The following is a 12,980-nucleotide window of genomic DNA, read 5'->3' on the forward strand; positions in this document are numbered from 1 at the left end:
TATTCCCCTCCGCGTCCATTTTCTCTATATTAATATTCAATCGTAATGATTGGTGTGCCAACTACTATGGTAGTCTTACCGCCCAATCCTTCGGAGCGTATACCAATTTGTAAATTCATGTTATCTCTTTGATCATCTATGGAGCCTTTAAACATCGGCGAGTTCGCCGAAACAGACATGAATGTCTCCTCTTTTAACGCTTCGATTTCTTTTGCCTTAAATACGGACAGCAAATGATTCGCTGTCTTGGGTAAAGCCGTATTCATCTTATCACCGACCGTACCTTTCATACAAGAGAAAATTGTTGGTTTCCCTCGAAATATGTCTGACAGCCTAGATTTAAATTGACGGGTCGTGAAATAGGCCTCGGTAGACTTGTTCCACTCTTTACCACTGATACTATATACTATATACGCATTAACCGGTTGTTTTGTGTGGGTTGCCATCATTTGAAGCTTTTCTATGTGGTGTTTAGTCGTTGGAGATACTGCCGTTACTTCCCATTTTTCGCTGGTACTTTTTACAGACCATTCCCAATCAGGAAACTTCGTTTGAAGCTCTTTAGCATATTCCTTAACTTCCTGCTCACTTTTTAGGCCATCCAAATGCTCTCTTGCATAAAAAGTCCAATCATCGAGCAAAATATCTTCGGCTTGTAAAATAGAGCCTATTTTCGTTAAGTCCATTTCTTTTTGAAAAATGGAGCCGATTCCGCCACCGTTTGCTTCAGTTTGGTTCCCAATAACAACCAGGATTAAACTGATGATTGTTATCACGCTCAAAAGGATCTTACGATTTCTCTTCATCTCTACTCCCCCTCATTACCATTGTTACCAGGTAGAGGAGTAGCATACTTGGGAAATGTCGTCACTTTTAGACAAGTTCCAAACTTTATGACAGTTCATTTGAAGTTATTTTTCCACATAAAGACGATTGTACTCAATTTATTAACAAATTGAAACATGTACGAAGACCTAAATTTTTACCAATTGTATATTTTGCATGATCAAAGGTAGTTGTCTAGACCATTGGAGATAATCAAGGAAAAAGTTACTAACAGATGATCCGACGAAAATTGCTAATAATATGTAAAGTAAGCGCGCCTGAAATACATGGTTGGGTTTCAGCAATTTTTCCAAACGGATTGCTTGTAGGGCCCACCAGGAAATCGTTATAAAAATTAAATGAGACAGGATACTTAACACGGCAATTTGCCCAAAATCATTTATCACTCGGTAACCTCCTTTTTTCACACAAAGTTTATTCTATCACAAAGAAGGTCAGAAAAGTTTCCTTTTGTATCCATTTTTAAAAAATAAACACATTTTCTATCTTAAAAAAAAATTCACCTTCCTATGACTCGATTCGAAGGCGAATTTTTATTGCTTTATCTGGTCGGTTGACACGACCTCGGTTTCTAATACCGTACAAAAATACATAACCCACGCACTTACCATTAATTTACCTGATTCCAAACCCTGCCTATATTTAATGGGACATATACTTTCTCGCCCTGTATTTCCTTGTGTATGATGGGATTTTCAAAATTCGAATCCCAACTATGATCTACTCTAATTTTACGCCGGGCTCTGATGTTTCCTCCAAAAAAATCACCTAAGTTCACTCTTGAAAATTTCATCCACCTTACCCCTTTCTTCATATGATGAGGGATAGGAAACAAAAGGAAAGTTCCTTTTTGTTTCCTATCATTATACTAACCTAGTAAAACTGTCTTACTTTTATTTTGCAGCGACCACCAATACGCGTCCCCTGTCCAATTCTTTTTCAAATTGTTGTGCTTCTGTATCGGTTAATCCTAAGGATTCCATTTTAGAGCGTAGTTCGTCCCCGCGTGATCGAAAAACATTTGCGATTGAATCAAAGATGCCTTGCTCGTTTACCCCAATTTCATTGGTATCCAGTGCATCTGACAAATCTTCTGAACGATCTTTGCCGTGGGCCAATAAGTAGACCTCATCTTTTTCGAACCCTTGATTTAAAAATTGTTCAATTTCCTTCTTTGCTTGAAGCCCATTTTCTACTATTTTTACTTGTGTCATTTTAACTTCCTCCTCAATTTTTAATGTGTGACCATTTTGATTTTGTAAGTAAGTTGAAATGCAACTTGTTGTTCTATTTGATATATAACCCTTTTTAAAAAGTTGAAACCTTTTTTGTGAAGATTAACTGTTCTCCCTAACTACTTTCCGATCAGTTAAGACGATGAATTGCCGTGCAGGTACTGAAGCTCATCCGCTGTTTGAATGCGTTTATCTCCTCTTTCATCTTCCTTCGGAGTGGAAAATGGTAGAATTTTTTTATCAAAAAAGGTTTGTCCATTGAAATAACGGGTACTTATCTTAGTAGATTCACATTAAAATTTGAAAGGGATGAATTTTCATGGGATTTATTTGGTCTTTAATTATCGGAGGAATCATCGGGTGGTTAGGCGGTCTAGTCATTGGACGTGATTTACCTGGAGGTGTAATTGGAAATATCATCGCAGGATTTATTGGTGCTTTTCTCGGTTCATTGATATTAGGAGATTGGGGACCTGAAGTGGGCGGTTTCTATCTCATTCCAGCCATCATAGGAGCTATTATTCTCACCCTAATCGTTGGCTTTATTTTAAAAAGTATGAGACATACAGCATAATTATAATAGGATAACTTTCACTCAAGAGGCTGCAAATCATGCAGTCTCTTTTTATGTAGCATTTTTTAGACAAAGGAAAACACCTTAAAACAACAAGGTGCTTTCCTTTTTGATTCTTATTTTAAAATAGCAACTATTCCTGGTCCTGGACAGGTTGAGCCCAAACCGAGACACTGCCACCGTTAACAAGGAAGGTGGCAAATCCATCTTCTTCAATTATAATATTCTCGTCTCTCGTTCCCGTTAGGTCGACCCATACTTCTCCAGCCCGCTCTTCTCCGACGAACATTCTTTTTTCGCCCTCGTCCTGATTGGAAATGAGGACGGCGCAGCCTGAAGACTCCATTTCCTCAAGCCCCAGACGGACCCATCCAATCAGATGGGGGTCATCGAAATAATCCTCTTGTTTACCATAGGCTTTATGGTAACGAGCATAAAGGAGCGGATCAATCGCTGCCTGTTTTCCTTCGATTGGTTCTTCTCCCCCAATGCCAAAATAATCTCCGTAAAATATACATGGATGTCCATCTTTGCGAAGCAGGATAAGCGCATAAGCACTCTGCTTAAACCATTCATCCACCCATGATTCAAGGGCTTCGTTTGCTTGGGTATCATGATTGTCCACAAAAGTGACCGCATGTTTTGGATTCACATTCACTAATGTATCATCGAAGATCGTGGTCAGATCAAAATCAGCTCCCGCTTTAGACGCTTCATGTAATTTATAATGAAGCGGAACATCAAATAAATTCAGTTTGAAATCAACATTTTCCAAAAATGATTGGCATGCTTCAAGTTCCGGGACCCAAAACTCACCTAGAACATAAAAGTCTTCTCCTCGCTCCTGCCTTACATTATCTACAAAACTTTTAATAAAATGATAATCAATATGTTTAATCGCATCTAAACGGTAACCATTGCATTGTAAAGTATCGGCCAGCCAGTTCCCCCACTGGATCATCTCCTCTTGTACCTCTGGATGATTGTAGTCAATATTAGCAAACATTAAATAGTCATAATTACCAAATTCATCATCGACATAATCATTCCACTTTTTACCCTCTCCTACAATCCGAAAAATCCCGGTTTTATCTGTTTTTGCGTCGTAGTCTATTCCATTAAAATGCTCAAATCCTCAGTTAAAAGTAGAGTACTTGTCCTTTCGATTTGGGAAGGTGAATTTCGTATACCCCTCTATTTCAAACGGCTCAGAAATTTCTTCTGTTCGGTCAGCCTGGTCCACTTCAATGACTTGAAAAACCTCTGTTTCATCTGCCCCCCCTTTATGATTCATGACCACATCTACATAGACATCCATCCCACTTTCATGACATGCAGCAATCGCATCCTGTAATTCTTGCTTCGTTCCATATTTTGTACGGACCGTCCCTTTTTGATCAAATTCACCCAGATCATACAGATCATATACACCATATCCTTGGTCTTCTCCTGATTGACCCTTTGTTACCGGTGGAATCCAAACCGAATCGATTCCTTTCCTTTTCAGTTCGGGTGCCAACCCCTTCAGGATGTTCCAATGCGTACCATCTGGATCTACATTCCATTCAAAAAATTGCATCATCGTATGATTTCGTTTCATGTTTGTATCCCCCTTTTTTCTTCTATATTAGAAATTTTATAAAATTCCCGAAAATAGACGAGCAAATGACTCTTTTGCCTTTTCAGTAAATCCTCTTTTGTAAAATTCCACTGGGCGAATTTTAAGGCAATCCTCTCGATCTTCCTCATAATGGGCCACTAGGTCTTGGATGGAATCTGTGCCTATTAAAAATAAATTCACTTCAAAGTTGAGACGAAAACTGCGCATATCCATATTAGCTGTTCCAATTGTGGCAAGGTCCCCATCAACAATCATTATTTTTTTATGGAGGAACCCTTTTTGGTACGCATAAATTTCAATTCCAGAACGCAAAAGTTCAGGTAAATACGACCGTGAAGCATATTGGGTGAGAAAACCGTCATTGGTGTCAGGCACCATGATTCGTATTTGAATCCCTTTTTTGGCTGCAATCCTTAGTGCTGTTCGAATTGCTTGATTAGGAACAAAGTACGGTGACGCAATCCAAATCGATTTTGTCGCACATGAAATCATCGCATAATAATGATCACTCATCCGTTCGGTTTCGGGGCCGGTGGCGACGACATGAACCAAACCATCTCCAGCGGCAGGTATGGGTTTCATATAGCGTTCGTCCATAACCAGCATTTCCCCACTAACATACCTCCAATCTAATAAAAAAACGGCATGCAATGTTTGGACTGCTTCCCCTTCCATGACGACATGTGTATCACACCAAAATCCAATTTCCTCGTCTTCACCAAGATATTCGACCCCAATGTTCAGTCCGCCGACAAATCCTACCTTCCCGTCAATGACAACGATTTTTCGATGATTCCGGAAGTTAAACTTTTGATTATAAAGGCCGCTTTTTATTGGCAAAAAAGGATGGACCATGATTCCGGCCTCCTTCATTTTTTTTAAAGCGGCGCCTGAAAGTGTGATACTTCCCATCGCGTCGTACATAAGGCGAACTTCTACTCCTTCCTGCACTTTTTCGATTAAGATGTCGATGATCTCACTGCCTAATCGGTCATCTCGGAAGATATAATATTCCATATGGATAAAGTCATTTGCTTTCTTAAGCGCACTTTTCATTTCTCGAAAAGTTTCCTCGCCATTTTTTAATATTTTTGTCTTCGTGTTGGTATTCGTTGGTGTGAAGGTCGCCCGATCCAGATAGTGAGCGAAATGATGCTGGTGATGATTAAGCTGCGAAAACTCGACTTTCTGCTTTTTCCTACTAATTGTTTCAAACACTTCACGATCCTTGATGCGCTTACTTTTAAAAAGATACCCTTTTAAAAATAATTGACCTGAATAGACATAGATGATATATCCGAGTACCGGTAAAAACACCAATATATGTATCCATAAAAGTGTGTTTTGCGCCGTCCGATTTTCGAGCATCAAGGAAAACACTGTAATCAAGATAATTACGCCGTAGAATGCCATTGATATCATTTTCGGCAGGAAAGGAACGTCTGTAAAAAACACCAAATATGCTAGAGCAATCATCATAATGACAAAAACAAATTCCATTCTCCGTTTTTTCATAACGTTGTTCTCCCCCATAATTTTATCTAGATACCCTTATGGGGTAATACCCGATTTATACGGAGATTAATCCTGCTTCTAAAAAAAAGATGCCCGCCCCTCCAATCGAGGGAACATGCACCTACGCCTTTCGGTAAACTCGTTTATGTGGATTAACCCACTTATTGCTTTCCCTTCCGCATAAACAGGATCGATTCTTTATTGCAATTCCTTGGAAAAAAATTTTTTCATGGTTTCAAATGATGTAATCCGGGGTATGGAATAGATATCAACACTATTCCACTAAACGGAGGTAATGAAAATGGCAAAAGTAAAAGAAAAAAATAGTTTAGTAACAGAGACTCTCAACACTCAGGTAGCTAATTTCTCAGTTCTTTATATGAAGCTGCACCACTACCATTGGTATGTAAAAGGTGAAAATTTCTTCACCCTGCATCCTAAATTTGAAGAATTGTATAAGGAGTCGGCGCTCCATCTTGATACCATCGCTGAAAGAATGCTTTCACTAGGAAAATTACCAACGGCAACACTAAAGGAGCAATTACAGATCTCTTCCATCAAGGAAGCCGCGGGCGACGAAAATGCCGCGGGAATGATTCAGACACTGGCTGATGATTTTAACACCGTCTGCACCGAACTTACAGAGGGAATCACCTTGGCCGAGGACAACGATGATCAACCTACGGCTGATCTGTTCATTGCGATTCGCACTTCCTTAGAAAAGCACAGATGGATGCTCGAAGCCTATCTCGCAGAATAAATGAATTGTGAAAGGGTGTCAGCTTTACAGCTGATGCCCTTTTTCTCTCTCAGTGTCACTGTTGAACGGACAAAACAAAACACGTATCCAAAAACGGTTGGATACGTGTTTTGTTACGCTAATAATAGTAGATTACAAGAGTTGACCGATAATATAGGTTAAGTCATCATTCCGTGTCTTCGTATACATTTTTAAATGATTCGACATCTCTTCAATGGATCGAATACTTGATAATAAATGTTTAATGGCGGGAATATAAATGCCGTCGGTATGAATAATAAACTTCGCATCTTTTTCATACGTAAACGTTTCAATTCCATATTTTTGCGGCTTTCCAGATAAATATCCATAGACAGGGACTGGGTTGAAAAATTGACCTGAAGGCGAATAAAGAACAAAGCGAATGTTTCCTACGGAGCTATAAGTAATTTTTTTGAGTAAAAAGTCTACCTTAAAAAGAGATACGGTTGCACCTCTTTTATCCTTAAGGACTTTATTACAATAATCGATTAATACAACGACCTCTTCATAATGGTATTGTTCTACCACTTCCCGAATCGCGTTAGACGAGGCATGTGCGTATATCCCGCTTCCCAAACCGTCCGCAACGGCACAAATGAAATAATCATCGGTTGTCTTAATAAAAAAACTATCGCCGTTACACACATTACCTTCCTTTTGAATCTGATACACTAAGGTTTGAATATATTCATTTGATTCAAGTTCAAGCATTTGTTACTCCTGTATTGGCATTATCTTTGTTTAGTGCCTGTCGTAATTTTTGAATCGCCTTTTTTTGAAGACGAGATACATGCATCTGAGAAATCCCCAAGGACTCTCCTGTTTCTTTCTGACTCTTATTAGCGATAAATGTATAACGGAGGATTTCTATTTCTTGTTCTGATAGCACATGCAGAACACTCTCAAGCAAGAGCCTTTGGTCGACTCTTTTGAAACCATCATCATGCGATCCGATGGTGTCGAGAATTGTAACCGTGCTGCCATCTGAGCCCGTTTCAATTGAACGATCCACAGATACGGCTTGATAACTTTTACCCATTTCCATCGCTTCTAATACTTCTTCTTCCGAAACGTCCAAATGCTCGGCAATTTCATGGATCTTTGGTGACCTTTGATGTTGATTGGTCAGTTCATCGACAACTGTCTTTATTTTCGTCCATAATTCCTTTACCCGTCTCGGTACATGGACTCCCCATGTTTTATCCCTTAAGTAACGTTTGATTTCTCCAATAACTGTTGGTATTAAAAATGTTTCAAAGGATGATCCAAGTTCCGGATCATATCTTCGTATTGCACCCAATAGCCCGACTATTCCTATTTGCATGAGATCCTCATGAAAGTTGCCGCCTTTTGAATATTTCATCACAAGGCTTCCGACTAGCGGAGTATAGTGGTCTACTAATATTTCTTGAGCTGACTTACTCTCATTTAGCTGAAAGTCTTTGATTAGGGCGTTGATTTCTTCCTTAGTTCTCTTCATAGTTCGAAATGGTCGAGTCATGACCTGCACGCTCCCCACTTAAATACTTCACCATGAAGACCGTGACTCCTTCATTATCAAATACATGGACTTCATCCATGAGCGTTTCCATCAAAAATAGACCCAACCCTCCCTCCACCAGTTGGTCGGTTGCACTTGAGGCGGAGTATGGGCCTAGCTTGCTTCTTGTCTGTTCAAAATTAAAACTCTCTCCATTATCAGCGATCATAATTTCTAGTTTATTTTCATAAATTCCAAATCCAACAATGGTTTCTCCGCCGGCGTTATCTTTGTAAGCATGTTGAACGGCGTTTGTACATGCTTCACTGACGGCAATCTTTAAATCTTCAATCTCCTCATATGCGTATCCCATTCTGCTGGCTATTCCGGATAACGTTAATCGGATTACCCCTACATATTCCGGCTTAGCAGGCATTTTCACTTCAATGTAGTCAACTAATTGTTTCATTGTACCCCACCTCTCTAGTTCGTAGAAATATCAATGATGTTGCTTAAACCTGTAATTTGAAAAAGTCGTTCCAAGCGATCTGACAAGTCCACGAGCTTTAATTCACCATCATTTTTCATTATTAGTTTGAATAAACCAATAAATACACCTAGGCCAGTACTATCAATATATGACACATCTTTTAAACTGACGATCAGTGATTGGTTTTGCTCTTCAGCGAGTGGTAATAATTCCTCTCGTAGCTTTGGTGCAGTGTATGCATCTATTTCTCCTGCAACAAAAACGAATGTCTTCCTATTATTTTGGTGTGTATCAACTTTTAAATCCATTCATTATCACCTCAGGAATTTAATCTATTTTTATGTACTTACCCGCACCCATGGAAGATTAAACCTTTCTTCGAAAAATAATTAGCGTAAAATCATCATTCATTTCAAAGTTCTGCATCTTTTCCAACTCACGATAAATTTGTTCCACCATTTCTTGGGCGGTTAATTGCTTATATTTTTGAATTAAGTCAGTTATCACTGAACGTTCGATAAAACCATCTTCTGTTCTTGCTTCCGTCACTCCATCCGATAATAAGACAATCATATCCCCGGGTTCCACTTGTTTTTGATACTGCTCATATGTAAAGTTCTGGTCCACGCCTAATACTAGACCTTTTGTCACGAGATCCTCAAATGAATTTGTAACGGAATGATAATAGAATCCTTGTTCATGCCCTGCTGCACCATAGGTAAAGGAATGGTCAACTGTATCGTACATCCCATAGAACATGGTAATAAACATACCTTCATCCAGATTATCTTCTACGACTCTATTTATACTTTCTAAAACAAAGTGAGGACTTTTCTTAGACTCTGGTAAACTATCGATTGCATACTTGATCATCGACATACAAATAGCTGCAGGTATTCCTTTACCAATTACATCTGCAACGGCTATATGAATACTTTGCCCCTCTTGAATAAAGTGATAAAAATCCCCATTCATTTGTTTGGCAGGAATACTTGTTGCCCCAATATCTAAATCGTCCATTTTAGGAATAGATGTTTCTAGTAAATTTTCTTGAATGCTTGCCGCAATCTCAATTTCTGATTTTATTTCAAGCTGTTGATCCCGCATTCTTTGATGCTCCTGGTAGGCTAAGCCATAGTCGATCATCACCTCTAAAAGAAAATCAAAGGACAATAAGACCTCTTTTTGAATATCCGGAAAAATTTCTTTCAACGCTTCACTATGTAAACTGACAATTTCCTCAGGAGAAATTTGCTGTAAAATCGATTTTCTACTAAATAGTTGTGCTTGGTACAAAGCTTTTTCGGATGATTCTTTCAGATAACTGCGAAGCAAATGCCGATACCTTGATTTGAAAATTTCCATAGCAAGCATCCTCCTAACGAGTCCATTTTACCGTCTTAATAATCGTACCTTCCTCTAGTGAAGAGATAATATCAAATTCATCCATTAAGCGCTTAACCCCCGGTAATCCCGCTCCTAACCCACCTGATGTAGAATATCCATCTTCCATCACTTTTCTAATATCCTGAATTCCTGGTCCATTATCAGCAGCGATCACCTTTATACCACGTTTATCCCGTCCATCTATGCGTTCAATCCGTATTTCACCTTGCCCTGCATATAAATAAATATTACGTGCAAGCTCAGAAATCGCTGTCGTGATTCTTGCTTGGTCAACTGTACCAAATTCAAGCTCCTTGGCAACATTTCTGCCTAGTTGCCTAGCTGCAACGATATCCCATTCGGTAATAATTTTCACATAGGATTCGTTCTCCATGCTTTCTCCCCCAACTCCCGTTGTAGTGTTTCTAACCCCTTTTCTAAATCTAGTGCTGTAAGCACCTCTTGAAGATGGATTCCTAGTTCAACTAATGTAATGGCTACAGCTGGTTGGATGCCCGTTAAAACTACTTTTGCCCCCATCAGTTTGGACATACTAATAACATCGCCTAGTACTTTTGCAATAAACGAATCAATCACATCGATAGACGTTAAATCGATGACGACACCCTTCGATCCTGTTTCATGGATTTTATGAAGCAAATCTTCTTGAAATTGTATTGCCGTTTGATCATCAAGTTCCCACTGAATAGAAATAAGCAGGCAGTTATATAACTTTAGTATAGGTATTCTAGCGACCATTATGATTCCTCCGTTGATATGACCTTTCGATTCGTCATTTCCAAGGCAGCCTCAATTCCTTTTTGTAAGCTATTTTTTGTCATGACTTGAGTTAAATTAATTCCTAAATTAACGATTGTTTGTGCAATCTCTGGACGAATCCCAACGATTATACATTTTGCTCCTACTAATCTTACGGCTTCGGATGCCTGAATAATATGGTGGGCAACCATCGTGTCTACGACAGGAACTCCTGTGATATCAATTAAGACAACTTGGGCGTGGTGCTTAACAACCCCTTGTAATAAATTTTCCATAATCGACTTTGCTCTTTCTGTGTCAATGGTTCCAACTAACGGCATGATCGTAATATTATCAAAAATCGGGATAAGTGGTGCGGATAGCTCTTGAAGCGCAATTTTTTGCAAGGATACCGTTCTTTGCCAAGTTTCCGCATACTGATTAAACACTGCAACGTTGATTGGACTAATCCATTTGTCATAATCCAAAATAAATTCAACTTGTTCTTTTTCTGAAGTCTTATCTGCTATGGGAAAGAAAACAATTTTTCCAAATTCACTTAAACTGTCCATAATAAAACCTAATGTCCAGCCGAGTTGAACTATTTTTTGAGTAAATTCACTGATCTTGGTTTCACTATTTTTCTGTTGATTGGTAGAACTATTAATTAGTAGATTTATATAATCATTACAAATATTGATATAGACTTTCTCTGATATCAAATTTGCTGCTCTTTGTTCATCCATCAGAATTACTTTCTTCGACCACTCTTTTAAAATTTGCTCCCGGTTCGTTTGACTTAACAGTTTCTTCGCTATCCGAAGAATTACTTGTTATGTAACATTATACCAATTTACACTAGCTAAATAATGAATAAAATAGCATAGGTTCATAGCCCTAATATTTTCCATGTTTCAAACGAAAAAAAAGGGGTACACACAAGGTAGAACTAAATTTTCAAGGAATATAGTTTGTTGTTAATTGACCTAAACTCATTTTTTCTAATAGGAGGAGACGCAATGGATAAAGAGAAAATGCTCCAACAGTTTAAGGATTATGGATTTGAACAAGTGGAGTATTTAGGGAACTCCACGTATCGATTGCATATCATGAGTGATGTGACGGGAGCTTCCTACCCACTGTACGTAAAAACGGCAACCTCCGAAAAAGGCGGTATGTTCGTTCATTTCGAGGAAGCCGACTTTGAAGAAAATGATACCGTCCCGCTCCAGGTCCGTAGTGCAGCACTCGATATGCTGAAAGAATTAAAGCTATTATCCGTACCCCCATCAGTAGAAAAAAACAATAATGGCTCTATGGCACGGGATTTAGGCGAAATGAAGAAACTCGGCAAGGAAATGAGTAATATGAAAACAGGTACTCAGCAACTGGAAGAAGAAAATCTAATTCCTGATCCGCTCCAATAACAGCAACATCCTAGTAACGGTCCTCTATAGAGGGCCGTTACTTTTGTTTGGACAATCACATGAAAGAAACGAGCCTTACACAAGTCAAATATAAACGTGAACATGACGAGTGATCATTCACTCGTCATATCCATTATCATTCAATTATATTTTTATAGTTCCTTACAAGTTAGGCCGACTTATAGATTCGATTTTGTTTCCTGATTGTTAGAATTGGCGTTCTTACCCTGTTTCTCAGTCTCTTGATAAGGTTCTTGTCTGTAATTCTTGGAATTGAGGTCATCACCTGGCTGCCCCATCTCTTGAGCGTTGTAATTTCTAGACTCAGCCTCTCTTCCTGGCTGTCTTATCTCTTGATTGAAATTCCTAGAATCGCCCTCTCTATCTGGCTGCCTCATTTCTTCATTAAACTGCCTGGAATTGGATTCGTCACTTTGCGGATTTTCAAATTCCTGATATGCATCTTGTTCGGGTTTCTTAAAAGTAGTATCATCTTTACGGCCTGCTTCTTCCCTACTGATTGTCTCACTAGTATTCTTTGCCATTTGATTTTCCTCCTTTTAATTTTTAAAATTTTACTTCAGGTTAACTTGTAACCTTAATGATGTTGTACCACCCTTTTTAGGAACCTAAACTCTTTTTGATAGATTTGTTACTTCTGAACTATCTATCATCTATCGAAATCCTTTTCTATCAAGGCAATCATTCCATTATTTGAATTTGTTAAACTTGGCTGTTGATTTCCGCTCCAGGCGCTTCGCTTTCCGCGGGCGGTCCGGGAAGCCTCCTCGTCGCTGCGCTGAGGGCACTGAAAAAGTCCCTTGTTTTATAGCAGTTGTAGGTTGATTTTATCAACTCTTCAACTG

16 protein-coding genes and 1 pseudogene are annotated in these 12,980 nt (G+C 38.8%); 3 read left to right on the plus strand and 14 right to left on the minus strand.

Annotation, left to right across the window (positions count from 1 at the left end; genetic code table 11):
• Positions 1–29: 29 nt before the first annotated feature.
• From J7E66_RS24950 to J7E66_RS24960, 3 genes are all read right to left on the minus strand, one after another.
• Positions 30–806 (minus strand): YwmB family TATA-box binding protein, encoded by a 777-nt coding sequence (locus J7E66_RS24950; RefSeq protein ID WP_215004887.1) that lies wholly within the window; start codon positions 804–806, stop codon positions 30–32.
• Between the two features lie 168 nt (positions 807–974).
• Positions 975–1,232: a DUF1146 family protein gene (locus J7E66_RS24955; protein ID WP_088090158.1), complete on the minus strand. Its 258-nt coding sequence runs from the start codon at positions 1,230–1,232 to the stop codon at positions 975–977.
• A 507-nt stretch (positions 1,233–1,739) separates the two neighbouring features.
• The gene (locus J7E66_RS24960; protein ID WP_215004890.1) at positions 1,740–2,060 is read right to left on the minus strand and encodes a YflT domain-containing protein; all 321 of its coding nucleotides are present in this window, start codon (positions 2,058–2,060) and stop codon (positions 1,740–1,742) included.
• 340 nt (positions 2,061–2,400) lie between these two features.
• Here J7E66_RS24960 and J7E66_RS24965 point away from each other — a divergent pair, with 340 nt between their 5' ends.
• Positions 2,401–2,655 carry a GlsB/YeaQ/YmgE family stress response membrane protein gene (locus J7E66_RS24965; RefSeq protein WP_168241256.1) on the plus strand — a complete coding sequence of 85 codons (255 nt, stop codon included), beginning with the start codon at positions 2,401–2,403 and terminating at the stop codon, positions 2,653–2,655.
• A gap of 133 nt (positions 2,656–2,788) precedes the next feature.
• Here J7E66_RS24965 and J7E66_RS24970 read toward each other — a convergent pair.
• Both J7E66_RS24970 and cls read right to left on the minus strand, forming a co-directional pair.
• A pseudogene (locus J7E66_RS24970) lies at positions 2,789–4,255 on the minus strand (alpha-amylase).
• Between the two features lie 36 nt (positions 4,256–4,291).
• Positions 4,292–5,791 (minus strand): cardiolipin synthase, encoded by a 1,500-nt coding sequence (gene cls, locus J7E66_RS24975; RefSeq protein WP_215004893.1) that lies wholly within the window; start codon positions 5,789–5,791, stop codon positions 4,292–4,294.
• A gap of 301 nt (positions 5,792–6,092) precedes the next feature.
• On the opposite strand from cls, the gene J7E66_RS24980 reads away from it, so the two are divergent.
• Positions 6,093–6,551 (plus strand): Dps family protein, encoded by a 459-nt coding sequence (locus J7E66_RS24980; protein ID WP_215004897.1) that lies wholly within the window; start codon positions 6,093–6,095, stop codon positions 6,549–6,551.
• 132 nt (positions 6,552–6,683) lie between these two features.
• On the opposite strand, the gene J7E66_RS24985 is transcribed toward J7E66_RS24980, so the two are convergent.
• Genes J7E66_RS24985 through J7E66_RS25020 form a run of 8 tightly spaced genes read right to left on the minus strand, consistent with a single transcriptional unit; the run spans position 6,684 to position 11,514 of the window.
• Positions 6,684–7,283: a PP2C family serine/threonine-protein phosphatase gene (locus tag J7E66_RS24985; RefSeq protein WP_215004900.1), complete on the minus strand. Its 600-nt coding sequence runs from the start codon at positions 7,281–7,283 to the stop codon at positions 6,684–6,686.
• Positions 7,276–8,073, minus strand: a complete 798-nt coding sequence (sigB, locus tag J7E66_RS24990; protein WP_215004904.1) for an RNA polymerase sigma factor SigB — start codon at positions 8,071–8,073, stop codon at positions 7,276–7,278. Before sigB ends, J7E66_RS24985 begins: the two co-directional genes overlap by 8 nt.
• Positions 8,039–8,521, minus strand: coding sequence for an anti-sigma B factor RsbW (rsbW, locus tag J7E66_RS24995; protein WP_215004907.1), 483 nt, complete (start codon positions 8,519–8,521; stop codon positions 8,039–8,041). The genes sigB and rsbW overlap by 35 nt, the downstream gene beginning before the upstream one ends.
• Positions 8,522–8,535: 14 nt before the next feature.
• The gene (locus tag J7E66_RS25000; RefSeq protein WP_215004910.1) at positions 8,536–8,850 is read right to left on the minus strand and encodes an anti-sigma factor antagonist; all 315 of its coding nucleotides are present in this window, start codon (positions 8,848–8,850) and stop codon (positions 8,536–8,538) included.
• A gap of 58 nt (positions 8,851–8,908) precedes the next feature.
• Positions 8,909–9,907 (minus strand): PP2C family protein-serine/threonine phosphatase, encoded by a 999-nt coding sequence (locus J7E66_RS25005; RefSeq protein ID WP_374103884.1) that lies wholly within the window; start codon positions 9,905–9,907, stop codon positions 8,909–8,911.
• A gap of 13 nt (positions 9,908–9,920) precedes the next feature.
• The gene (locus J7E66_RS25010) at positions 9,921–10,322 is read right to left on the minus strand and encodes an anti-sigma regulatory factor (RefSeq protein WP_215004916.1); all 402 of its coding nucleotides are present in this window, start codon (positions 10,320–10,322) and stop codon (positions 9,921–9,923) included.
• A complete protein-coding gene (locus J7E66_RS25015; protein ID WP_251033127.1) occupies positions 10,301–10,687 on the minus strand; it encodes an STAS domain-containing protein in 387 nt (128 codons plus the stop codon). The genes J7E66_RS25010 and J7E66_RS25015 overlap by 22 nt, the downstream gene beginning before the upstream one ends.
• Positions 10,687–11,514, minus strand: coding sequence for an STAS domain-containing protein (locus J7E66_RS25020; RefSeq protein ID WP_374103885.1), 828 nt, complete (start codon positions 11,512–11,514; stop codon positions 10,687–10,689). The genes J7E66_RS25015 and J7E66_RS25020 overlap by 1 nt, the downstream gene beginning before the upstream one ends.
• Before the next feature lie 192 nt (positions 11,515–11,706).
• Here J7E66_RS25020 and J7E66_RS25025 point away from each other — a divergent pair, with 192 nt between their 5' ends.
• Positions 11,707–12,114 (plus strand): hypothetical protein, encoded by a 408-nt coding sequence (locus tag J7E66_RS25025; protein WP_215004932.1) that lies wholly within the window; start codon positions 11,707–11,709, stop codon positions 12,112–12,114.
• 179 nt (positions 12,115–12,293) lie between these two features.
• On the opposite strand, the gene J7E66_RS25030 is transcribed toward J7E66_RS25025, so the two are convergent.
• Positions 12,294–12,659 (minus strand): hypothetical protein, encoded by a 366-nt coding sequence (locus J7E66_RS25030; RefSeq protein ID WP_215004920.1) that lies wholly within the window; start codon positions 12,657–12,659, stop codon positions 12,294–12,296.
• Positions 12,660–12,980: the final 321 nt, after the last annotated feature.

The sequence above is a fragment of the Bacillus sp. ISL-7 genome, from assembly GCF_018613065.1.